The sequence below is a fragment of the Psychrobacter sp. VH5 genome (genome assembly GCF_050572635.1).
GTDB lineage: Bacteria > Pseudomonadota > Gammaproteobacteria > Pseudomonadales > Moraxellaceae > Psychrobacter > Psychrobacter celer.
Genome location: NZ_CP192145.1, coordinates 2,361,307 through 2,384,247, shown reverse-complemented (window position 1 = coordinate 2,384,247; position 22,941 = coordinate 2,361,307). Strand labels below are relative to the sequence as shown.

At 47.4% G+C, this 22,941-nt stretch carries 18 protein-coding genes, 1 tRNA gene and 2 pseudogenes; 5 read left to right on the top strand and 16 right to left on the bottom strand.

Annotated features, from left to right (window positions below; genetic code table 11):
• Positions 1–113 precede the first annotated feature (113 nt).
• The gene (locus tag ACNFVB_RS09980) at positions 114–236 is read left to right on the top strand and encodes a hypothetical protein (protein ID WP_430737380.1); all 123 of its coding nucleotides are present in this window, start codon (positions 114–116) and stop codon (positions 234–236) included.
• Positions 237–626: 390 nt separating this feature from the next.
• Here ACNFVB_RS09980 and ACNFVB_RS09975 read toward each other — a convergent pair.
• The 3 genes and pseudogenes from ACNFVB_RS09975 to ACNFVB_RS09965 form a co-directional block, all read right to left on the bottom strand.
• Positions 627–731 (bottom strand): annotated as a pseudogene (locus tag ACNFVB_RS09975) (IS5/IS1182 family transposase); the annotation flags it as partial.
• A 19-nt stretch (positions 732–750) separates the two neighbouring features.
• Positions 751–858: pseudogene (locus tag ACNFVB_RS09970) on the bottom strand (transposase); the annotation flags it as partial.
• Between the two features lie 229 nt (positions 859–1,087).
• Positions 1,088–1,164, bottom strand: a tRNA-Val gene (locus ACNFVB_RS09965).
• 376 nt (positions 1,165–1,540) lie between these two features.
• Between ACNFVB_RS09965 and ACNFVB_RS09960 the strand changes: the two genes are divergently transcribed.
• Positions 1,541–2,518, top strand: coding sequence for a glutathione S-transferase family protein (locus ACNFVB_RS09960; protein WP_430737379.1), 978 nt, complete (start codon positions 1,541–1,543; stop codon positions 2,516–2,518).
• A gap of 163 nt (positions 2,519–2,681) precedes the next feature.
• Here the strand turns inward: ACNFVB_RS09960 and hemB are convergent, their stop codons facing one another.
• The 5 genes from hemB to ACNFVB_RS09935 all read right to left on the bottom strand — a co-directional run bounded on the left by hemB (position 2,682) and on the right by ACNFVB_RS09935 (position 12,240).
• Positions 2,682–3,689 carry a porphobilinogen synthase gene (hemB, locus tag ACNFVB_RS09955; RefSeq protein WP_430737378.1) on the bottom strand — a complete coding sequence of 336 codons (1,008 nt, stop codon included), beginning with the start codon at positions 3,687–3,689 and terminating at the stop codon, positions 2,682–2,684.
• Between the two features lie 212 nt (positions 3,690–3,901).
• Entirely contained in the window at positions 3,902–5,692 is a 1,791-nt protein-coding gene (locus tag ACNFVB_RS09950; protein ID WP_334222313.1) for an efflux transporter outer membrane subunit, read from the bottom strand.
• Complete coding sequence (locus tag ACNFVB_RS09945) at positions 5,689–8,964, bottom strand: efflux RND transporter permease subunit (protein WP_430737377.1); 3,276 nt, start codon at positions 8,962–8,964, stop codon at positions 5,689–5,691. Before ACNFVB_RS09945 ends, ACNFVB_RS09950 begins: the two co-directional genes overlap by 4 nt.
• Positions 8,965–8,999: 35 nt before the next feature.
• A complete protein-coding gene (locus ACNFVB_RS09940; protein ID WP_430737376.1) occupies positions 9,000–10,412 on the bottom strand; it encodes an efflux RND transporter periplasmic adaptor subunit in 1,413 nt (470 codons plus the stop codon).
• 802 nt (positions 10,413–11,214) lie between these two features.
• Positions 11,215–12,240 carry a polyprenyl synthetase family protein gene (locus ACNFVB_RS09935; RefSeq protein ID WP_430737375.1) on the bottom strand — a complete coding sequence of 342 codons (1,026 nt, stop codon included), beginning with the start codon at positions 12,238–12,240 and terminating at the stop codon, positions 11,215–11,217.
• Positions 12,241–12,819: 579 nt separating this feature from the next.
• Between ACNFVB_RS09935 and rplU the strand changes: the two genes are divergently transcribed.
• The 3 genes from rplU to lolA all read left to right on the top strand — a co-directional run bounded on the left by rplU (position 12,820) and on the right by lolA (position 14,701).
• Complete coding sequence (rplU, locus tag ACNFVB_RS09930) at positions 12,820–13,131, top strand: 50S ribosomal protein L21 (protein ID WP_075100626.1); 312 nt, start codon at positions 12,820–12,822, stop codon at positions 13,129–13,131.
• Positions 13,132–13,223: 92 nt separating this feature from the next.
• Positions 13,224–13,481: a 50S ribosomal protein L27 gene (gene rpmA, locus ACNFVB_RS09925; protein WP_075100627.1), complete on the top strand. Its 258-nt coding sequence runs from the start codon at positions 13,224–13,226 to the stop codon at positions 13,479–13,481.
• A gap of 533 nt (positions 13,482–14,014) precedes the next feature.
• On the top strand, positions 14,015–14,701 hold the full coding sequence (lolA, locus tag ACNFVB_RS09920; protein WP_430737374.1) for an outer membrane lipoprotein chaperone LolA: 687 nt from the start codon (positions 14,015–14,017) through the stop codon (positions 14,699–14,701).
• 81 nt (positions 14,702–14,782) lie between these two features.
• Here lolA and scpB read toward each other — a convergent pair whose 3' ends face one another.
• The 8 genes from scpB to mrdA all read right to left on the bottom strand — a co-directional run bounded on the left by scpB (position 14,783) and on the right by mrdA (position 22,905).
• Positions 14,783–15,349, bottom strand: a complete 567-nt coding sequence (scpB, locus tag ACNFVB_RS09915; protein ID WP_289056138.1) for an SMC-Scp complex subunit ScpB — start codon at positions 15,347–15,349, stop codon at positions 14,783–14,785.
• A 25-nt stretch (positions 15,350–15,374) separates the two neighbouring features.
• Positions 15,375–16,310, bottom strand: coding sequence for a segregation and condensation protein A (locus ACNFVB_RS09910; protein WP_430737373.1), 936 nt, complete (start codon positions 16,308–16,310; stop codon positions 15,375–15,377).
• 45 nt (positions 16,311–16,355) lie between these two features.
• Positions 16,356–17,423, bottom strand: a complete 1,068-nt coding sequence (locus ACNFVB_RS09905) for a tryptophan--tRNA ligase (RefSeq protein WP_430737372.1) — start codon at positions 17,421–17,423, stop codon at positions 16,356–16,358.
• A gap of 320 nt (positions 17,424–17,743) precedes the next feature.
• A complete protein-coding gene (locus tag ACNFVB_RS09900; protein WP_430737371.1) occupies positions 17,744–18,853 on the bottom strand; it encodes a lipid A biosynthesis acyltransferase in 1,110 nt (369 codons plus the stop codon).
• A 235-nt stretch (positions 18,854–19,088) separates the two neighbouring features.
• Complete coding sequence (rpsI, locus tag ACNFVB_RS09895) at positions 19,089–19,475, bottom strand: 30S ribosomal protein S9 (RefSeq protein WP_075100631.1); 387 nt, start codon at positions 19,473–19,475, stop codon at positions 19,089–19,091.
• A 10-nt stretch (positions 19,476–19,485) separates the two neighbouring features.
• Complete coding sequence (gene rplM / locus ACNFVB_RS09890) at positions 19,486–19,914, bottom strand: 50S ribosomal protein L13 (RefSeq protein ID WP_075100632.1); 429 nt, start codon at positions 19,912–19,914, stop codon at positions 19,486–19,488.
• A 261-nt stretch (positions 19,915–20,175) separates the two neighbouring features.
• Positions 20,176–20,880 carry a 16S rRNA (guanine(966)-N(2))-methyltransferase RsmD gene (gene rsmD / locus ACNFVB_RS09885; RefSeq protein WP_430737370.1) on the bottom strand — a complete coding sequence of 235 codons (705 nt, stop codon included), beginning with the start codon at positions 20,878–20,880 and terminating at the stop codon, positions 20,176–20,178.
• 57 nt (positions 20,881–20,937) lie between these two features.
• Positions 20,938–22,905 (bottom strand): penicillin-binding protein 2, encoded by a 1,968-nt coding sequence (gene mrdA, locus ACNFVB_RS09880; protein ID WP_430737369.1) that lies wholly within the window; start codon positions 22,903–22,905, stop codon positions 20,938–20,940.
• Between the last annotated feature and the right edge of the window lie 36 nt (positions 22,906–22,941).

Genomic DNA, 22,941 nt, shown 5'->3' with positions numbered 1-22,941 from the left:
GGGTTAGATTCAGAGCGTTCAACCTTATCTTTGTTATATAAGGCTGCCTGCGAAGATGCGGCGTCAACCGTTATTATAGGCTTAACGGTCGCAGTCGATGCTTGGTGTGGTAAATGATGAGCGGCACTATCAATGGGTATGTGATGATTGGTGTGCGCAATATCAGTCTGTATTTGCTCATACTGTTTGATGACCGATACTACTGGTGCAAGCTCAGCACAGACGCCATGACCTAAGTGAGGGTTATCGTCCCATAAAGGTGTTAGAAAAAGCGTGATGTGCATGATCCAAGCGAAACATGCGACCAACATGCCAAACCACATCGTTACTGGTGATGAATATCGTAAAACAAGCTTTCGATGCTTAGTAGACATGATAGGGTCATCGTGTTTTCAGCATTATGAATGCTGTATAAGTAACATATATGGATAAGTTGACCTGTTCGACTAAACCCTAAAGTTGATGCAATTTAGAAAGAAGGCTTAACAAAATAGACAGGATTTTTAACAATGCCATTCTAAGACAATCAGTAGAGCTTTTACAAGTTTTGTTTTAGAGAGATGCGTTTTACATGTATTTTTCAGAATAGCTTATTTACCAGCTTATCATTAGGGCGTGTTGAACATTCATAATTTGAGCCAGATATAAGCACAAGCAAGAGCGACCGTATTTTCATAACTCTGCTTGAGCTTATCAAATCTGCTGGCAACCGCCCTATACTGACTGTTTCTTAACGTTCCTCATTATAAAAGTCGAGCTAGCTACCCCGTATTTACGGCACAGCTCTTTAGCAGGTATCCCAGCTTCTGCTTCTTTTAATATCGATACGATTTGGGTCTCAGTCATTCGTTTGCTCATATCAAAACTCCTTATGGGTATTTTATAAGAAACTCTACGTTTGAGCTGTGTTATTTTAGGGGATAGTTACAAAGGGTCGGTCACCATTTGGTCACCGTCACTTTTTTAAATGATTTAAATCTGTTTGTGTAATCATGATTATGAGTCGATGTAGACAAGTATTTTCCGCTACAGCTCATATTTCACGGATAAAAAAAGCCCCAATCAAAAAGATTGGGGCTTTCGAATCTGGTAGGCGTAATCGGATTCGAACCAACGACCTCTACCATGTCAAGGTAGCGCTCTAACCAACTGAGCTATACGCCTATTTAGGTTGAGCATTTTAGCAAGTTTTTAAGACTTTGCAAGCCTTTTTTATAAAAAAATTGAATTATTATGAAAATACTTATAATTCCTTCGATATTGAAGCTTTTTATGGACTTTCCTCTACAGTTTGGCGACTGTCAGCGATTTATCTGATGCGCTTGGCTGGTGTTTTGTGGGTGATAAGCATTAAGAATAAAGCTGCATAGAGATATCACCGGCATTGATGTTACTATGGTTGTCATAATGGCTCAGTGGTTGTCATAAAAGAGCAATGGTTTTGATCAGAGGTCGTTTTACAGACTGTTTTGTTTGATGTCAGGACTCAATGATGACGGTGACAAGGCTATGATGATATTAATGTAGAGTGGGATAGATTATGGGGTTATTAGTCGAGGGAGAGTGGCAAGATCAGTGGTATGACACAAAATCCAGTGGGGGCCGTTTTCAGCGTGAGGACGCAGGCTTTAGAAACTGGGTGACCGCAGACGGTAGCGCAGGCCCATCAGGGGTGGGCGGTTTTAAAGCCGAGCCAAACCGTTATCATCTATATGTATCACTGGCTTGCCCTTGGGCGCATCGCACCACCCTTTATCGTAAGCTCAAGGGCTTGGAGGATATGGTGTCGTTGTCGGTCGTGCATCCGTTTATGGGTGATAAGGGCTGGACGTTTGCCGCAGGCGAGGGCGTGATTGCTGATCCGCTACACGATGCCGATTATGCTTATGAGATATACGTTGCGGCGAAGCCTGATTATACAGGGCGCGTCACGGTGCCTATCTTGTGGGATAAAAAAACCAACACCATCGTCAGCAATGAGTCATCAGAGATCATCCGTATGTTTAACACCGCCTTTGATGAGGTCGGCGCGCGTGCTGGTAACTTTTTGCCAGCAGAGAAGTTGGCCGAAATCGATGAGATCAACGATAGGGTCTATACAGCGGTAAACAATGGCGTCTATAAGGCAGGGTTTGCTACCACGCAAGCTGCTTATGAAGAGGCAGTGACAGCGCTATTTGAGGCGTTAGACATGCTCGAGGCGCGCTTGTCGCAGCAGCGCTACTTGGTCGGCCAGACGATCACAGAAGCAGATTGGCGTTTATTTACTACGCTTGTGCGTTTTGATAGTGTGTATTTTGGTCATTTTAAATGCAACATACGCCGTATCGTTGATTATCCCAATCTATGGGGCTATCTACGAGAGTTGTATCAAGTGCCAGGCGTTGCAGAGACGGTCAATATGACGCATATCAAGCAGCACTATTATGGCAGTCATGCCAATATCAATCCAACACGTATCATCCCTGTCGGGCCTGCGATTGATTTTCATTCACCACATCAGCGTGATAAGACATAAGTCTGTCTTAAAGTGACCATTTATCAAATTGTCTGTGTGTTTAAGAGGTTCACTGACATAGGTTAACGGATACTGATAAAAAAATACCACAATAAAAAATGCCCCAGCTGACCGATGTGAGCTGGGGCGTTTTTGAAAGATAAACTACTGAGTAAACTTATCTTTAAGCGTTATTTAGCTGACGCGCTGCCTCTAAGGCAAAATAGGTCAAGATGCCGTCGGCACCCGCGCGGCGAAAGCCAATCAAAGACTCTAGGATCACCGCATCAGTCAGCCAGCCATTTTGAATCGCGGCCATGTGCATGGCATATTCGCCAGATACTTGATAAGCAAAAGTCGGTATGCCAAAGGTGTTTTTGACTTCGCGAATCAAATCCAGATAAGGCTGACCTGGTTTAATCATCACCATATCCGCGCCTTCATTGATATCCATTGCCACTTCGTGCAAAGCTTCAGTGCGGTTACCAAAGTCCATTTGGTATTGTTTTTTGTGCCCACCTTTTAGGTTGCCTGCACTGCCGACAGCATCACGGAATGGTCCATAATAGGCCGAGGCGTATTTGGCAGAATAAGCCATGATAGCGGTATTGACAAGACCTTCGCTCTCAAAGGCATCACGCATGGCTTTGATACGGCCATCCATCATGTCACTTGGTGAGATGATATCAGCGCCAGCCTGTGCATGGACAAGGGCTTGCTTGACCAATACCTCGATGGTGTCATCGTTGATGACATAGCCACTATCGTCGAGCAGACCATCTTGGCCATGTGAGGTATACGGGTCCAGTGCCACGTCAGTCATCACCACCATTTCTGGTACGGCGTCTTTTACGGCTTTTACGGCGCGCGCTGTCAGGCCATTTTTATCGTAGGCTGCTTTGCCGTCTGGGGTTTTTAGGGCGTTGTCAATGACGGGAAAAATATCGATGGTTGTGACGCCCTCATTTAATAGCGCTTTGGCATAATCGATCAGCAGATCGATAGATAGACGCTCGACTCCTGGCATGCTAGAGATCGCCTCACGCTGGTTTTTGCCTTCTAAGACAAAAACAGGGGCGATAAAGTGTTTGGGGTGTAGCTCCACTTCACGAATCATCGAGCGTACATTGTCGTTATAACGCAAGCGGCGCAAGCGAGTGGCAGGATATTGACGGTTAAAGGTATAGCTCATAATCATTCCTTATATTTGTTTTGTTTGATGGGTTTACATGTTTTAAGCGTTGTCGTCTGATACGGCTATGTGAGGCTGGCTAGTATGGTTTGACTACTATACCCAATAGCCGCGGTCAAAAGCAAAAAGCCCTACCAAGTCGGTAGGGCTGATGGTACGTATCGACTGTTAGAGTGAGGGGCGTTGTGTTGCCTTGCCCTCGTTAAGACTGCTTATGGTTCAACGATCTGGGTCACAGGGACGGTCTCTGTACTGGTGTCAAAGGTGGTTTTTTCGGTGATCACCCCGACTGCAGCATCTGTTGTACCATCGTCGTTGACATCAACCACCGCGGTTGGCTCAAAGCTCGCGGTCTCTTTGGCCTGTGCTTGCTTGATTGCACCTGCTTCTTGCGGCGAGGCTACCCGTGCTGAGCTGGCAGCCTCGATAGCGTTTACTGCTTTTGCTTTGTTGGTGCTAGCAGGTAAGTTGACCAATTGTACCAAGTTTTTATGCGGTACGGGAATGGCTGTTGGTACATCAAGGTTGGCACCGCCACCGAGCGCTTGGTATAGCTCGATTTGGCTGACGATTTTTTGTAGCTCCAAATCCAAGATACCTTGCTGAGTTGAGAACAGCGAGCGCTGGGCATCGAGTACGTCTAGATAGTTTGCGATACCAGCCTTAAAGCGTGCATCTGCTATCTGATAGGTCTGCTCAAAGTTGTCTTGTAGACGATACTGTGCTTCGAGCTGCTGTCCTAGCGTCGCACGTGTGGCCAATACATCTGACACTTCACGGAAGGCGGTTTGGATAGATTTTTCGTAGTTTGCCAAGGTCTGCTCGCGCTCGATTTTGGCCACGTCGTAGTTGGCATCTAGGCGACCTGCATCAAAGATAGGCACGCTAATACTTGGGCCAAACGACCAGCCCACCGAGCCGCTCTTAAATAAGTCATCCAAACTACCACTACTCACGCCCACACTACTGGCTAGGCTGATAGAAGGGAAGTAAGAGGCGCGTGCCACTTCGATATTGGCACCTGCCGCTTTGAGGCTGTACTCTGCTTGTAGGACGTCAGGGCGATAACGCAGCAGCTCACTTGGCAAGCCGGCATTAAAGATCTGCTGGCTTGTGATATTACTGACGGCAGGCGCTGGAATCAGCTCATTTGGAATCGGGGCGCCAATCAGATACTGCAAGGCATTACGCGAGGTCAAAATACTACTCTGGGCGCGTAGTACCGCCAGTCTGGCATTTTCTAAAGACGCGCTGGCTTGTAATGAGGGCAGTTTGGGATCGACCCCAGCTTCAAAGCGTTTGTCGGCAATAAACAGCGAGCGCTCACGGCTCTCAGCAGTGGCTTCTGCCAGTTTTAGCTGCGCCAAGCTATAGCTTAGGTTGGCATAGCTTTGGGCGATGTTACTAATCAGGCTGATTTGCGTGGCGTCTTTGGCGGCGCTCGTCGCTAAGAAATTTTGCAAGGCTTGATCTTTTAAGCTGGCAATTTTGCCCCAAAAATCCAGCTCATAGTTGGCCAAGCCTAGGTTGACGTTATAGCTGCTATTGGGGTTTTTGTCGACGCTATTTTGCGCTTGACGCGTGTAGCCGCCACTGGCGTTGATCGCAGGCAAATCATTAATATCAGTAATACGATACTGCGCTCGCGCTTTTTCGATAGCCAAACGGGCACTCTCAAAGTCTTTATTGTTGCTAAGACCTAAAGCGATTAACCCTTTAAGACGCTCATCGCTATAAAAATCCTGCCAACGCTGTCCGGCGATACTAGGCTGCTCAGAGGTGCTAACAGTCTCATCACCAAAAGCGCCATAAGCTTGCTCGATAGGCAGGTTAGGCTCAGCGAGAACGGGGCTTGTATCTGCTTTAGGGATAGTATTGCAAGCGGCCATACTCAGAGCTAGCACGCTCAGGCCAAGTAGGCGCGATGATTTACCAGTAGCTAGTAAAGCTTTAGAGCTTACCGCTCTTACGGCTGAGTTAGAGGTTAAGAATAAAGAGCTCATTGTGTATTATCTCCAAGGCTTACAGGCTGATAACTCGCAGGAGGAGTTAATGATTGCTTATCTTCTGTAGGGGCAGATGGGGCCGGATTATCACCGCCGCCGTTACCACCTGGATGGTTATCATCATCCCCTTTACCATTGTGATCTTCATTGTCCTTATAAGGGAACATGCTGCGCACCCAAATAAAGAACATAGGAATAAAGAAGATGCCGAGGAAGGTAGCGGTTAAGACACCACCGACCACACTGGTACCAATAGCATTCTGACTGCCCGAACCTGGTCCTGTGGCGAGGAATAATGGCACAACACCGAGCCCAAAGGCTAGTGAGGTCATGATAATTGGACGCAGACGTTGACGTGCTGCGGTCATAACGGCCTCTTTGAGACTATAGCCTTCTTCTTGGTGTTCTTTAGCAAATTCAATAATCAAGATGGCGTTTTTGGCGGACAAACCAACGACGGTGAGTAGACCCACTTGCAAGTAGATGTCGTTAGCAAAACCGCGTAACCACGTAAATATCACCGCACCCAATACCCCAAGTGGAATAACCAATAGGACAGAGAAGGGGATAGACCAGCTCTCATATAGTGCCGCCAAGCACAAAAATACGACGAGGATTGAAAGCGCATAAAGCATCGGCGCTTGGGCGCCTGACTTTTGCTCTTCTAATGACATGCCCGTCCACTCATAGCTGATGCCTTCAGGCAACTTGTCAATCATCGCTTCCATTGAGCTCATCGCTTCACCAGTACTCAAGCCTGGAGCGGCGCTACCCTGAATATTCATCGAAGGTAAGCTGTTATAACGCGTCAGACGCGGTGACCCTGATTGCCATTCACTGCTAGAAAATGCATCAAATGAAATCATGTCGCCCGTATCATTACGTACATACCACTTACCGATGTCATCAGGATTGGTACGGCTACTGGCTTCACCTTGAACATAGACACGCTTGATACGACCACGATCGACGAAGTCGTTGATATAGCTCGAGCCCCAAGCCGTAGAAATAACACTATTGATGCTGCCAAGCGATAGGCCATAAGCCGCTGCTTGCTCTTGGTTGATATTGACTTTGAGCTGCGGTGAATCTTCTTGACCGTTAGGACGCACGCCAGATACTTTATCGTTCTGTGCTGCCATGCCTAAGAGCATATTACGGGCTTCAAGCAACCCTTCGTGTCCAAGGTTACCACTGTCTTGTAGCATCAAATCAAAACCACTGGCATTACCAAGCTCAGTAATGGCTGGCGGCACGATGGCAAATACTTGCGCTTCATTTAACTGGGTAAAGAAATAACCCATCGCGCGATCTGCTACCGCTTGTGCGGTGTTTTCATCGCCTGAGCGCTCTTCCCAATCTGACAGTCGAACGAATGCCAGACCCATGTTTTGGCCTTGACCTGCAAAACTAAAACCAGCAACGGTAAAGACAGAGGCAATATTATCGCCTTCTTGTGTGTCGTAATAATTACTGACTTTATCGAGCACGTCTTGTGTTTCATCTAGCGTGGAGCCAGCAGGAAGCTGGACTAAGGTAAACATAATACCTTGGTCTTCTTCTGGCAAAAACGAACCTGGAATACGCAAGAACACCACTGCCATAATACCGATAATGGCGGCATAGCCGATCAGGTACAACCACTTAAAACGAATACTTTTGCCGACGAAGTTTTCATAAGAGCGGCTTAGCTTAAAGAAGCCGCGGTTGAACCAGCCAAAGAAGCCTTTTTGTTGTTCAGTACTGCCTTTTTCATGGCTCTTACCACGTTTTAGCAAGGTCACACATAGGGCAGGGGTGAACACCAATGCCACCAAGGCTGACAGCGCCATGCTCGTGATCAAGGTGATAGAGAACTGACGATAAATAACACCTGTCGAGCCGCCAAAAAAGGCCATCGGTACAAATACGGCAGACAAAATCAGCGCAATACCAATAACAATCTTACTGATCTCGCCCATCGACTGAACGGTTGCATCTTTGACCGAAATATCAGGGTTTTCTTCTAATATTCGCTCTACGTTTTCGACAACAACGATCGCATCATCAACCAGTAGACCGATGGACAGTACCATTGCAAACATCGTCAATACGTTGATACTAAATCCTGCGACATACAACACCGCAAACGTACCTAAGAGTACGACAGGGACAGCAAGAGTAGGAATGATGGTGGCGCGCCAGTTCTGTAAGAAAATAAACATGACGATAAATACCAGCACGATCGCTTCGATCAGTGTATGAACCACTTGCTCGATAGACAAACGCACAAACGGCGTGGTGTCGTAAGGGACAACAGAGATAAGGCCTGCTGGGAAGTTTTTCTCAAGCTCCGCCATACGTGCGCCGACCGCCTCACGGGTCTCTAACGCGTTTGCGCCTGCAGCCAATGAAATACCTAGACCTGCCGCTTCTTGACCGTTATACAAGGAGATGATGCTATAGTTTTCACTACCGATTTCGACATCAGCGACATCGCCGAGGCGTACTTGCGCGCCCGAGGTGTCTGTTTTTAGCAAGATATCTTTAAACTCTTCAGGAGTTTGTAGATAGCTCTGTACGGTGACGGTGGCGTTAATGACTTGTCGTTCGGTGTCAGCAGGTGCTTGCCCTAACTGACCGGCTGAGACTTGTGCGTTCTGCGCGCGTACAGCGCTGACCACGTCAGAGGGCACCATGTTGTAGCTACGCAATCGCGCAGGATCTAACCAGATACGCATGGCATAAGAGGAGCCAAACACTTGCACTTCACCCACGCCTTCTACGCGGCTAAGCTGATCGACGACGTTTGAGTTGATGTAATCGGCAATATCAGCACGATCCATACTGCCATCTTCAGAAATAAATGCCTGCACCATCAAAAAGCTACTGGAGGATTTGTTGACGTTGACGCCTTGACGCTGCACCGACTCAGGTAGCGAGCTCATGGCCGCTTGTAGTTTGTTTTGTACTTGTACCTGTGCCGTATCAGGGTCTGTGCCGTTTTCAAAAGTGAGCGTCACAGAGCCGCTACCGTTTGAGGAGCTCGACGATGACATATACATCAGACCATCAAGGCCCTTCATACGTTGCTCAATGATCTGGACAACGGAGTCTTCGACGGTCTGGGCGTTGGCACCAGGATAGCTGGCACTCACCGAAATCGTCGGCGGTGCAATACGTGGATACTGTTCGATCGGTAGATTGATGACCGATATCACCCCGATGAGCATGACCAAAATAGCCAGCACCCATGCAAAAATAGGGCGATTAATAAAAAAACGTGACATAGTATATCCCTAAGTCTTCCTATCTTTGAATGGAATTAGTTAGCAGCGGCTTCTGTTGATTTTTCTTTGGTAGCGTTGTTTTCAGAGGTGTCATTACCAGCTGGCTTCTTATCCATTGTTTTTGCCGCTTGCTGCGGTGTTTTGGCTTCAGCACCTTTTGTAGATGGTGCTGGATTGGCGCTCTCTAGTGGTTTTACCACCACTTCTTGCTCAGGTTTGACCTTCGAGCCACCAATAACGACCAATTTATCACCCGCTTGCAGGCCATCTGTGACGATCCATTGTCCATCATAAGTACCATTGATGGTGACTGGACGCACTTGGATTTTGTTGTTTTTGTCAGCGATGTACACTTGCGTGTCGCCTTTAGGCGTACGCATGACCGCACTTTGTGGTACTAAGGCGGCGTTGGTGATGACGCTCTGCGTGAGGCGAGCGGTGACGTACATGCCTGGCAACAAGATATTGTTGCTATTTGGGAAAATCGCTCGCAAGGTGACCGCGCCTGTAGATTCATCGACTTTGGCCTCAGACAGCGCAAGCTTACCGCGTACCGGATAGACCGAGCCGTCTTCTAATACCAGCTCCACAGAGTTCATACCTGGTTGTGCTTTGCCTTCAGAGATTTGTTGGCGTAGCTTTAGTAGCTCAGATGATGACTGACTGATATCGACATAGATAGGATCTAAGCGAGAGATGGTCACCAACGGATCGGACTGACCTGCGCTCACTAGTGTACCCGCCGTCACGCTTGAGCGGCCCGTGCGACCCGTCAATGGCGCACGTACGATGGTACGGTTGAGGTCTAGCGTGCTGGCTTGTAGCCCAGCCTTAGCCGTTTGAATGCTTGCTTTGGCACTCTCGATGCCCGCTTGGGTCTGTGCGACAGCGGCCGCCGCGCTTTGTACAGCAGCTTGTGCGGTGCGTACCGCGGTTTGTGCTTGTTCGTATTGCTGCTTGGAGATGGCATCGATATCGACCAGCCCTTGCAGACGTTGTAAGTCGTTTTGCGCCTGCGCCAATGATGCTTGGCGGCTGGCTAGCTCAGCTTTGGCATTGGCGTTGTTGGCCTGTGCTGTCTGATAGTTGGCTTGTGCTTGTTGCACCGCGGCTTGCCCACTGGCGACAGAAGACGCATAGTTGTCGGTATTGATACGATAAAGGGGCTGGCCTTTTTTGACGTTACTGCCTTCACGGAACAGCACTTCGTCGATGACACCATTGACCTGTGGGCGGACGTCAGCGGTTTGATACGCGGCGGTACGTCCGGAGAATGTCTGTACTTGAGGGACGGTATCAAATGTGACGGTTTGGACGTTGACGACCGCAGGCGGCATCTGCTGCTGAGCGGCTTGCTCACCAGCGGCGTCCTCGTTTTTGTCACAGCCAACCAGTACAGCTCCAGATAGCACAGATGCTATTACAAGCGCAAGAGTAGAATGCTTCATCAATGTCCTCGGCAATATCTATAAAGAATAATGGCAGTATGAAAAGTTTATCAATAAATTTTGATGTACGAAATATCGAGGGTCTACTTATTCTGCACATTCATGCCAGTACGGCATACTCAACCTTTGAGTCAATGGATTTAATAAAAATCGCTAGTAAGGCAGCCAGTAGCGAGTTTGATTGAGACGCGATTTGGTAAATGTGATATTACAAGTTTAGGCAGACCACAAAGTAGGTTAGTAAATTTAAAGAGTTATTATAAACTATTGGGGTAACCCCACAGTCAAGTGATTCACGATAGGAAAGCTGACAAAAACTGACCGCACTGTGCTCGCTGAGTAAATAAAATCCCGCCATAGTAACTGCTACACCAACTAGCAGCTAATAAGAAGACATACAACCCGCTATGCAAATTTATTGTAATTTTTTGTTATAATTGTAAAGCCATAGTGTTATTGAGGTTTTAAAACCGCCAAAAATCTGCTTTGTCAACAAATTGACGAATTTATCAACCCCTAACTATGACCTTTAAAATATAGCGACTTAGACCAGTCAGTAGCCTCTAATGAGCGTGGTCAATCAGTATTTAACCATTAAAAAATCCTGACACAATTATAGTACCGTCAGGATTTATGAAACTTAAAGAAAGGTAACTATTTGGCTGACACACCCGTTTTAAGAGGGTGTCTTTTTAGATACTGTTGCTTTTGATCAATGAATATTTATGGCTCGGTTGCTCAAAAACGCTGCTAAAAAATGAGCCGTCTCAATTAGCTAATAACACAGACGATTCATATGTCATTATACCAATCGTGCGCTAGCGAGCTCAGTCAGCTGGTACAGACCTTGACGATAACGGTTGTCAGGCAGTGTGCCCAGTGCTTTCTGTGCCAATCTCGTCTCCTCTAGTGCACGCTGTTTACAGTAATCTAATGAGCCGGAGCTGCGTACCAACTCAATCAGCTGCTCAGCATTCGGTGTTTTACCCGTTTGTACGGCGATACGCAGCTGCTCATAACCTTGCTTGTCGCTGTTTTTGAGTAGCTCAAGCGCCTTAATAGTCGGTAGCGTTGGCTTACCTTCACTCAAATCATCGCCTAAGTTTTTGCCCATCAGCTCACTATCGCCGCTGTAATCAAGCACATCATCGATAATCTGGAAGGCATTACCAAAATGCTGACCAAAATCAGCTAGGGCTTGTAGATGCTGCTCTTGTCCTTGCAAAATAGCCGCGCCTTGGGTCGCCATCATAAATAGGCGTGAGGTCTTACCGTCGATAATATTGAGATAGTCGGTTTCTGTCGCGGCTGGATTATGCTGATGCTGTAATTGTAATACCTCACCTTCAGCGATATCACAAGTGCCATCAGAGAAGACTTGCAACAATGGCAAGCTTTGAAAACCAACCAATAAATTAAAGGCGCGGGCGATTAGATAATCACCAACCAGTACGGCGGTGGCGTTGTCCCACGTGGCATTGGCTGTGGGCTTGCCGCGGCGCTGACCTGATTCATCGATCACATCGTCATGCACTAAGGTTGCGGTATGTAGCATCTCTGTGATGGCCGCCAAATGCATCGCTTTTTCTGATGGATTGTCGTCAAACATACGCGCACAAAGCAGCGTAATCAGTGGGCGCATACGTTTGCCCCCTGCATTGATCACATGCTGTGAGACGCTCATGACGAGTTGTACTTTGGAGTTCAGGCTGCCAAATACTTGTTTGTCCATGATCTCAAAATCATCGGCCACGATACTTTGGATATCGGCATAGCTGGGCGTGGGCTGAGCGTTAGGCGTATTCGTGTCTAAAAGGGTACTGGTCATAATAAATCGTCATATCAGTCAAAATAAAAAAGTTTGGTAGCCTCGGTCTTATATAGCAAAGGCGTCGTTTTGGTTATAATAGCATAGCTGTGTTTTTGAATGGTTGGTTAAAGTGTAGTGCGCTGATGCGGATAGGTGCTGGGCTGGGAAGGTAGACGCTAAAAGCCAACCGAGAATAGACATTAAAAGCAACCAAAGAGCAAATAAAGCAATGTAAGTCACTGATTATATAAGCTATAATGGCCACCGTTAGGCATTAGCCATTCGTCGTATTTGCTAGCGTGTCTGCTAGACTAAGCAACTGGGCATTCACACTCATTGATTGTAAGTTATAAACAGTTGCTGGCCATAAAAAGTGTGTAGCAATAGCGGCCGCCTTTATAAAGCTTGATCGTCACTGACAAGCAGGGAGATACGGACGATGGTATTCAGGTAACCACCTTACAAAAACAAGAGGCGCGGCTTGCTTTTATGAGCAAAAAGCCGTAAAATATTGCCTTTAATTTTTCCCTGTCGTGTTCGTTATCGAAGCGTTGATATAACATCAGCCACGGCACACGGGTTAAACGGAGTCATACAATGTACGCAGTAATCAAAACTGGTGGTAAGCAGCACCGCGTTGTCGTCGATGAGCTTTTAAAAGTTGAGCTACTAAAAGCAGAAAAAGGCGAGACAATCAAACTAGAAGACGTGTTGATGGTTGTTGACGGCGATAACGTCAAAATCGGTCAGCCTGTTGTTGAAGGCGCTAGCGTAGAAGTTGAAGTGGTTGAGCATGGTCGCGGCGAAAAAATCCGTATCATCAAGCACAACCGTCGTAAGCACTATCACAAAGAGCAAGGTCACCGCCAATGGTACACCTTGTTAAAAATCAAAGCCATTAATGCCTAATTCCCTATTTAGCGATTATCGCTAAACTAGCGCACTAAATGCTTAAGAGTTATCGCATTGGCGATAAGTCACATTAACAAGGAGATTTTCTCATGGCACATAAAAAAGCTGCCGGTTCGACTCGTAACGGTCGTGATTCAAACCCAAAAATGCTCGGCGTAAAAATCTTTGGTGGCCAAGCTATCACAGCTGGTAACATCATCGTACGTCAACGTGGTACAGAGTTCCACGCAGGCGAAGGCGTTGGCATGGGTCGTGACCATACTTTATTTGCCCTAAATGACGGCGTTGTAAAGTTTGCGACCAAAGGTAAGTTCAACCGTCGTTATGTATCGGTTGAAAGCGCATAATTCATGGCCTATAACGGCTTAGCAATGATGCGACGTCATTTTATTTATCTTTCATTTATATAAAATGACGACAAAAAAGCTTCTACTGTCTGATGGCAGTAGGGGCTTTTTTTATGCCAGTCATTTCTCACGAACGTTATTGAGCGTTTTGAGCTAATTGCTTTGAGCTAAGTGTTTTGTTGGGCGCTTTGTATCAGCCATTGTCTGCCAGCTTACGAGTTTAAAAGACGGCTATTGGCCTATTAGACGACCGGTTTGGAAGGAATCTAAAAAACTTGCCCAATCACGCGCCATAGGGCAGTGCGTTTGGTTTATGATGTACAGTCGCCGCGCGTCAATCAGTTACAAGCGTGTATGGCAGCCGTAGTAAAGATTGCAAACGATGACTAGGCGTGTAATAAAAAAACTGGCACACTGTCTGCATTGTTTACTCACGTCGATTTTTTGGCGCGAGATAAGCACTTGTTGAAAAAAACAATTTTAATGAAGACATTTTATTTTTATGCGATTTGCATGTTGAGAGAGGAATGAGTATGACGATATCTAGCAAACCAACCACTTTAACGCAAAAACTGATGAGCAGTGCGTTGACAGGCGTATTGATGACATCACTCGGCGTGGCTGCCCCTATGATGGCGATCAGCCAGTCAGCAACCGCCGCCCCCGCGGACAATTTAATGGCCGCTAAGCGCTTAAATAAGCTTTTGGCAAACACCAAAAGTATGACCGCAAGCTTTAGCCAAACCACCAAAGGCGCCAATAGTGGCACCTTCACAGGTACGATGAACGTACAGCGTCCCAATAATTTTCGTTGGGAAACCAAATCCCCATCGCAGCAGCTTATCGTAGCCAACGGCAACTCGATGTGGGTCTATGATAAAGACTTAGAACAAGCGACCAAACAAAATGTCGATAGCCAAGTAGGCAATACGCCAGCGTTATTGCTGTCGGGTGATCCTAGTAAAATTGATAAAAACTTCAAAATCACCCAGCCTTATGATAATAAAAACTACTACGTGCTTTATCCAAAAGCTGATAGCGCGAGCTTTAAGAGCCTATCGATGAGCTTTAGCGGCGGCAAGCCTGTGATGATGGTGCTCAATGACAGTTTGGGTCAGACTACTTCTATCAAGTTTAGCAATATCAAGCTAAACCCGAGTATTGGTAGTAGCCAGTTTAAATTCACCCCGCCAAAGGGTGTGGACGTCATCAATCAGTAAGTCTAGTCCTCAAAACAACCGACTATGTATAAAAAAAGGACAAGCCTTGCGCGGTTTGTCCTTTTTTATGGCAGCAAGACTCTAAGACATCGCTTGGATAGCTTCCATATCTGGCATAGGCGGCAGTTCATCCAAATGCGTCAGCCCAAATGCGTCCAAAAACTGCGGCGTGGTATGCAGCAGTGCAGGGCGCCCTAAGGTGTCTTTATAGCCTTCCTCGACGATCCAGCCTTTATCAAACAGTTGGCGCAAGATGTTACTCGATAGCGTCACGCCGCGGACATGCTCGATATCGCTACGGGTCACAGGCTGCTTATAGGCGATGACGCTTAGAGTCTCAAGCAGGGCTTGGCTTAGGCGCTCTTGACGCTGCGGAAACACACGCTGAATGAGCGCGCTATAGTCGTCAGAGATTTGTAGTCGATAACCACTGGCGGTCTTGTACAGCCTAAGCACGCCGCTGGCTAAGCGTAATTGTAACCGCTCTAGCGCTTGGGTCAGCTCTTCGACCGTTAACGACAGCTGTTTTTTTAAGACCGTGTCAGTAAGAGGTGTCTCTGATGCGTGCAACAGCACTTCGATATGCTTACTCATCGTCTCTAAATAATCGTCCGTCTGTGTTGGCGATTGGTGCTGGTTGTCTGTCATTGCATATATTCTCTACTAAAAACTATTAAGCCAGCCACTGTAGCGTGAGTTGTTCTATGTGGTCATTTTCTGCAGCCCCTTTATCAGCATCAGCATCAGCATCAGCATCAGTACCAGCATCGTTAGGACGGCTTTCTAAATCGGTATTTACAACGCCAACCAGCTGCCGTTTTATCAGCTCCAGTACGGCAACGAAGCTGACCACCACACCGATCTTACCTTGGGTATTGTCCAAAAGCTCATAAAATGAGCGCGCGCCATCCGTGCTTAGCTGACGGCTGATGCTGGCGATGCGATCAGACAGCGGCACGGCATCGACTTTGATGGTGTGCATCTGATAATCAGGCTGCAACTGCATCTTAAACAAACTATCGATCAACAGAGTTGGTGAATAGCTAGGTAATTCGGCGCTCATCACCTCGGTGCTGGGCATGCTGACCATCGCTAAAAACACATCGCGCTCAATACGCACCAGATTGTCCAAGCGTTGACTGACCGCCTTGATCTGTGCGTATTCTTCAAGGCGCTCGATCAGCTCTGCCTTTGGGTCACGCTCATCACTTGGCACCTCAGGCGCGGGCAGCAGCAGTTCAGACTTGATCGCAATCAATGTGGATGCCATCAGTAAGTAGTCGCCCGCCAGCTCAAAATGCTCGGTATCTAGCTCACTGATATAAGCCAGATACTGCTCTGTGATAGGCAAGATGGGCATTTGCGTGAGATCGACGTTGTTTTTTTTGACCAGATACAATAAAAAATCAAGTGGCCCGGCAAATTGCTCAAGCCAAATGGCAAAGGCCCCAGGCGGCACGTACAGATCATCGGGCAGATGTTGTATGGGCGTTTGATAGATACGTAGCGGTATTTGGCTGATAGCGGTGCTGTCTTTTTTGTCAGGCGTGCTAGCAGACAAAGCCGCTTTATCTAAAGCGGCTGATTGTTTGGTCGTTGAGGTTTGCATGTTTAGCATCTGTCCTGATGGCGACGTACTTTGCCACGTAAGGCGCTATTTAAGTTTGGCAAGTGGACGTATTCCAATAGCACGGCGCGCCTTGTCTAACTGTTTGCGGCTATGACGGCGCGCTTTGTTCGCCCCCATTTGTAGGATTTCTTCAAGCTCTTTGGGGTTGGCCATCAGCTCCTCATAACGCGCGCGAAATGGCGCAATCTCGCTATTTATTTTATCAAACAATACTTGCTTGGCATCACCCCAGCCGATACCAGCGGCATACTGTGCGCGCATATCCGCGATTTCTTCAGCAGTGGCAAAGGCTTTGTAAATCTCAAAAAGTGCTGAGTCATCAGGGTCTTTTGGCTCATCCGGCAATTGCGAGTTGGTGACGATTTTCATGATGGCTTTGTGCATTTGCTTTTCAGCGTTGACTTGCGGATTGGGCTCACCGAATAGAGGAATGGTGTTGCTATAGCTTTTGCTCATCTTACGACCATCAAGCCCTGTCAGCAGAGGGATGTCTTCATCAACGACCGCTGAGGGGAGGGTAAAGAGCGGTTTATAGCGATGGTTAAAGGTGCCAGCGATGTCACGCGCCATCTCGATGTGCTGTACTTGGTCACGGCCTACGGGGACGTGGGTGGCGTTGAACATTAAGATGTCCGCCGCCATGAGCACAGGATAGCCAAACAGCCCCATGTTGATGCCTTGGTCTGGATCGACATCTGCCTTTTCCATATTAATATCGACGGCAGCTTTATAGGCATGGGCACGGTTCATCAGACCTTTGGCGCATGAGCAGTTCAAAATCCAAGCCAGCTCTGGTATCTCAGGCACATCCGACTGACGATAGAAAGTCACGCGCTCAGGGTCAAGACCACAAGCAATCCACGTCGCAGCAATGATTTTGGTTGACTCATGGATGACAGCAGGATCGTAGCAGCCGATGATGCCGTGATAGTCGGCCAAAAAGAAAAACGCCTCATCGTCGCTATTTTGGATCGACTCAATCGCTGGACGAATGGCACCGACATAGTTACCTAGATGCGGGATACCTGTTGGTTTGATGCCAGTGAGGATGCGTTTGTGTTCTTTATTAGGGGCGTCAGTTTGATTAGTCATGATAAATCCGTGGTTGGTTTACTTTTTAATTTTTTAGAGTGCTATTAGGGCGTACCCTCAATTCAATCGATAGCCATCTAAATGGGCTAAAAACGGCTAAATCTGGCCAAACGGTGTCAAATAGCTGACGAATATCTTGATATTATCTGCGCTATTTTCCTTGTTTGGCGGCAATTTATCTCATTTTTATCGCCATTTTTAAAATGAGGACAGGCCCTAGTGTTTTTACTTAAGTAAAAGAGTGGTATTGACGTCAACGACTCAATTTGATGGCGCAAATTATAACAAATTTACCTACTGCTTTGTTTGGGTATCAATGTCTACTTATAAATATCTGTACGACCATCAGGGCCGTTTTTGAAGCGGCGATGGAACCACATCCACTGAGTCGGATCAATACGAATCAGTCCTTCTAATATCTCATTGACACGTGTTGCATCAGCCACCTCGTCATTACTAGGATAGTTCTCCAGCGCTGGGGTAATGGTCAGGTGATAATGAGGACGTTTGCCTCGCGGTAGGTTATCAGGCGTTTGCCGATAGGTATGCAGTGCCATGAGGGCAGGTGGATGCTGTTTGTCACCCAGTTTTGCCATGCGTCTGGCGGCGGTAATGGTGGCCGCTGGTACACCAAAAAACGGTGCCATCACCCCTTGTTTGAGGCCGTAATCCTGATCGGGTGAGTACCAAATCACGTGTCCGGCTTTGATTGAGGTGACTAGGCTTCGCATATCGCGGCTAGAGATTTGCTTACCAAAGATAGTGGTGCGGCCGTTGTAGATAAACCAATCGAGCAATGGATTGTTTTGAGGTCGGTACATACAATCGGCGGCAAAAAACTGCGTACAGAGTAAACCGCCCAAATCCAGCATGGTGTAATGAGCACCCAACAAAATCACAGCGCGATTGTCGTTTTGCGCATTAACCAAATGCTGTAGTCCTGAGATTGAGACAGTACGAGTAAAGACATTGGGGCGAAACCAAGCACATAAGGTCTCAAACACACCGATGCCCTGATTGACAAACACTTGCTTTGCCATCAGCTCACGCTCAGCTTCTGGCTTTTCTGGAAAGGCCAGCCTAAGATTTATCAGCGTATCACGCCGCCGCGAGCCTGCTACGGTGTAAGCCAAAATACCCAGCTTACGACCCAACCAAAACTGCCAACGTAGTGGCAGATATATCATCGGTAATATAAAAAAGAATAATAGCCAAATGCCCCAGTATTTAGGCAACAAAAACTGCCATTCAAAAGGCTTTTTTTCTGCTTGTGCGGTGCGTTTGTGGTTTTGTGTGATGGTCGGCGTACCGGCAGGGATGGTCGGTGATTTGCTGTTGTTTTTGGCCGTATGATTAGGTGACGCAGGGCGTGAGCCTGATACATCAGTCTTTGGGTGCTTGCTGGGGTCGTATTGTTCTGGCGCTTTCATAATAAGGATGAGGTAATAAAAGTTACTATCATGATGGGGTAGTGCTGAATACTTTACAAGGTGGTTTTTGCGTGTAGCAGGTTTTTGTAGAATAGTCTTAGAAAAACAGCCATAAAAAAACCTTATAAGCTGTGACCAGCTTATAAGGTTTTGCAAATCTACTCTTTGGCTTAATGCGAATAGGACTGTTTTGAGATAAAGCGGCCAATCGCAAAAAGATAAGAGATAGCTTTGATTAACGTTTTGAGAATTGTGGACGTTTACGTGCTTTACGTAGACCCAATTTCTTACGTTCGACTTGACGTGAGTCACGAGTAACAAAACCAGCTGATTTTAGAGCAGGCTTTAATGTTTCGTCAGCTTCGATCAATGCACGCGTGATGCCGTGGCGGATTGCACCCGCTTGACCACTGATACCACCGCCTGCAACGGTTACGTATAGATCGTATTCGTTAGCAGAGTCTAGTAATTCTAGTGGCTGACGAACGACCATGCGTGAAGTTTCACGGCTGAAGTATTCATCAAGTGGTTTACCGTTAACAACGATAGCACCAGTACCTTTCGCTAAAAAGACACGAGCAGTAGACGTCTTGCGGCGACCAGTTCCGTAATTGCGTTCCATAAGTGACTCCTTAGATGTCTAGTTCTTTAGGTTGCTGTGCAGTATGTGGATGTTCTTCCCCGGCATATAGCTTTAGCTTCTTAATCATCGCATAGCCAAGAGGACCTTTTGGAAGCATACCCTTAACAGCTTTGTATAGAACATCTTCAGGCTTATGTGCAATCAGCTTGGTGAAGTTGGTTTCTTTGATACCACCTGGGTAGCCACTGTGACGATAGTACTTTTTGTCTTGTGCTTTTTTACCCGTTACCGCGATTTTTTCTGCGTTGATGACAACGATAAAGTCACCAGTATCTACGTGCGGAGTATAAGAAGTTTTATGCTTGCCACGTAAGCGAGTAGCAATTTGAGTGGCTAAGCGACCAAGGGTTTTGCCGTCAGCATCTACGACATACCAGTCATGGGTCACTTCAGCTGGTTTTGCACTAAGTGTTTTCATGATAAAACCTTAAAATTAGAATTCGTTGAGAGTTTAGCTGGGAACGGGGCTCTCAAAAAACAGACTGCACATTATAAGCAGTAGCGCCTACGCTTGCAAGCTGCATTGGGGTTTATTTTTGCCTTTATGCATCAAACTGCAGCGTTTGGCCAGTTTTTAAGCGGTTTTAGACATTTTGTAAGTGTTGCGTGATGTTGCTAAAAGCGGGGAGGCAAAGAAAAGCGATTTGCTCATCACTCACTTTTTGCAAGCACGCTGTAATTATGACGGTGTCAGCTGATAAAGTCCAGCGACAACTTGGCCAACTTTGGTTTGTTTTAGACAATCAAAGCTGATGCTTGTTGGTTCTGTCGGCGCCGCTCCGGTCGTTGATTGGCTAAGATGGTCGGCCAATTGCTGCAATTGATCCTCTAGTGCTTTGTCTGCCTCAAGATATAGCAGCGTGTCGCTTGTGATCAACGACTGCTCGATGAGCGTCGTCAAGATAGGCTGCCATAAGTCCTGCGCATACGGCGGATCGATAAAGACGATATCAAAGTGACGTTGCAATGTTTGAGTGTGCGTCAGGACGTGTTCGGCGGTACCTTGGATAATCTGATAACGATGAGTCTCTAAGCGTAGCTGCGTGGCGCTTTGCTCAAGTAAGCGGCATTGGGCAGGATTTGGCTCGATAAAGGTAGTGTGCGCGGCGCCGCGGGACAGTGCTTCAAAACCCAACACCCCGCTACCTGCACAGCTGTCGAGCACATAAGCGCCGTGTATATCAGCCAGTAACCAGTTGAATAATGTCTCGCGCAGGCGGTCGGGCGTCGGACGCAAGCCTTCGGCGTCGACGAATCGGACGATACGGCGCTTGTGTTCTCCACCGATGATGCGGACATCTCCGGCAGAGCTACTCTTTGCCAGATGGCTGGTTTTGGGTGTGCGGTTTTTAGCGGCGCGTCTGCTTGAGGGTTTTTTTGTCATGGCTTGGGTTACCGTGTCTGGTCATGGTCTTTATTTTGCTTATTATTCCTATGTATCCTATTGTGCCGCTGCATTAGCAGTTTGCTCAGCTTGTGCTTTTTCTTCTTTATCACGCAGCGCATCACGCATGGCTTTGTCAAACGCTTTTTGACGTTTAATAGCTTTTAGCTCGTCTGCTGTCGGTGGTAAGATAGGGTCGTCGTGCCGCTGCAGTACCCAATAATCAAAGAGCGCGCGGCCAATTGGGGCGGCAACGGTACTACCGCCGCCACCGTTTTCGACCAGCACCGCCAGCGCGATTTGTGGGTCATCGACAGGGGCAAAGCCACTAAACCACGCGTGGTCCCAGTGGCGCTTATCGAGTGCAGACTTATCATAGCGCTTGCCTTGGGCGATGGACTTGACTTGTGCGGTACCCGTCTTGCCTGCGATGCGATATTTGGAGGTATAAATACGGCGTCCGGTACCGTTTTTTATCACGCTCTCCATCGCGTCATGCATGCGTAGCCAGTCTGAGGGCTTGCCATTGTAGTCGATTTTGCCATCCGGTTTGCTGATGATCTTTACATCTGCTGCGCCGTCGCTACTTTTGAGTAGATGCGGGGTGATATGTTGCCCTTTACTGGCCGTCATGGCGGTGGCGTTGGCTACCTGTAGTGGCGTCGCCAAAAAATACCCTTGACCGATACTGACTGAGATGGTTTCACCCGGTAGCCAGTCTTTATCATAAGTTTCTTTTTTCCACTTTGGCGATGGCATGATACCTGAACGCTCATGCGGCAAGTCAATACCCGTCTGCTCTCCAAAACCAAAGCGCACCATCCAGTCATGCAGGCGCTGAATGCCCATTTCATAGGCGAGTTTATAGTAATACGTGTCCACCGACATCACCACCGATTTTTTGAGGTCGACTGAGCCATGACCACCGCGTTTCCAGTCACGAAAACGGTGACTGTCGCCTGGCAAGCTAAAATACCCTGGGTCATAGATAGAGGTCTCCCACTCCCGTAGGCCATAATGCAGCGCGCCCAAGCCTTCAAAGGGCTTGATGGTAGAGGCAGGGGGATACATGCCCTGTAGCGCACGGTTGTACAGCGGCTGATCGATATCGTCGCGCAGGTCGCCATAATCTTTAAAGGAGATACCAGAGATAAAGGGATTGGGATCGTAGCTTGGGTTGCTCACAAACGCCAGTACGTCGCCTGTTTTTGGGTCAATAGCCACAATGGCACCGCGGCGGCCATCTAGCTGCTGCTGGGCGACCTTTTGTAGGCCATAATCTAAGCTCAAAGTGATGTCGTTGCCCGCGATCGGTGGTTTGGTGTCTAGTTGGCGGATGATATTGCCGTGTGCGTCGGTCTCAACCGATTGATAGCCTGGTTGCCCTAAGAGGATATCTTCATAATAATCTTCGATACCGATTTTACCGATGAGGTCAGTGCCTGCATAACGATCCTTGTCGATACGCTTGGTTTCTTTGTCATTGATACGGCCAACATAGCCAATGACATGGGCAAATAGCTCATCATAAGGGTAGGAACGGGTCAGCTTACTTCGAATCGTCACGCCCCGAAAAAACGGTTTACGCTCGCTAAACTGTGCCACCTGCGCTTCGGTTAGGTCAATCTTGATGGTGACTGGATCGTTTTTGGCTTTATTCAGACGCGCCAAAATATCAGTGATGTCCGTCTCTGTCAGATCAAAAATAGGCGCCAGCAAGTTTAAGGTGCGCTCAGGGTTTTCGACCTCATCAGGGCTGAGCATCGCGGTAAAGACAGGTTGATTGTCGGCCAAGATAATGCCGTTGCGATCATAGATATATCCGCGGCTCGGCGGCGCTGAGATCAGCTTGATACGGTTATTGTCCGCTTGCGTCGTATATTTATCATGCGCATAGACCTGCAGATAGCCATAACGCAGTATCAGACCACCCAAGCCTAGAAGTATAATAGCGCCAAAGATGATAATGCGATTGGTAAAAATACGATTGACCTGTTCGGTATTGGGAGTCAGCGGTTTATTCATAAAAATCAAAGCCCAAACGGTCAGCGAGTCAATAAA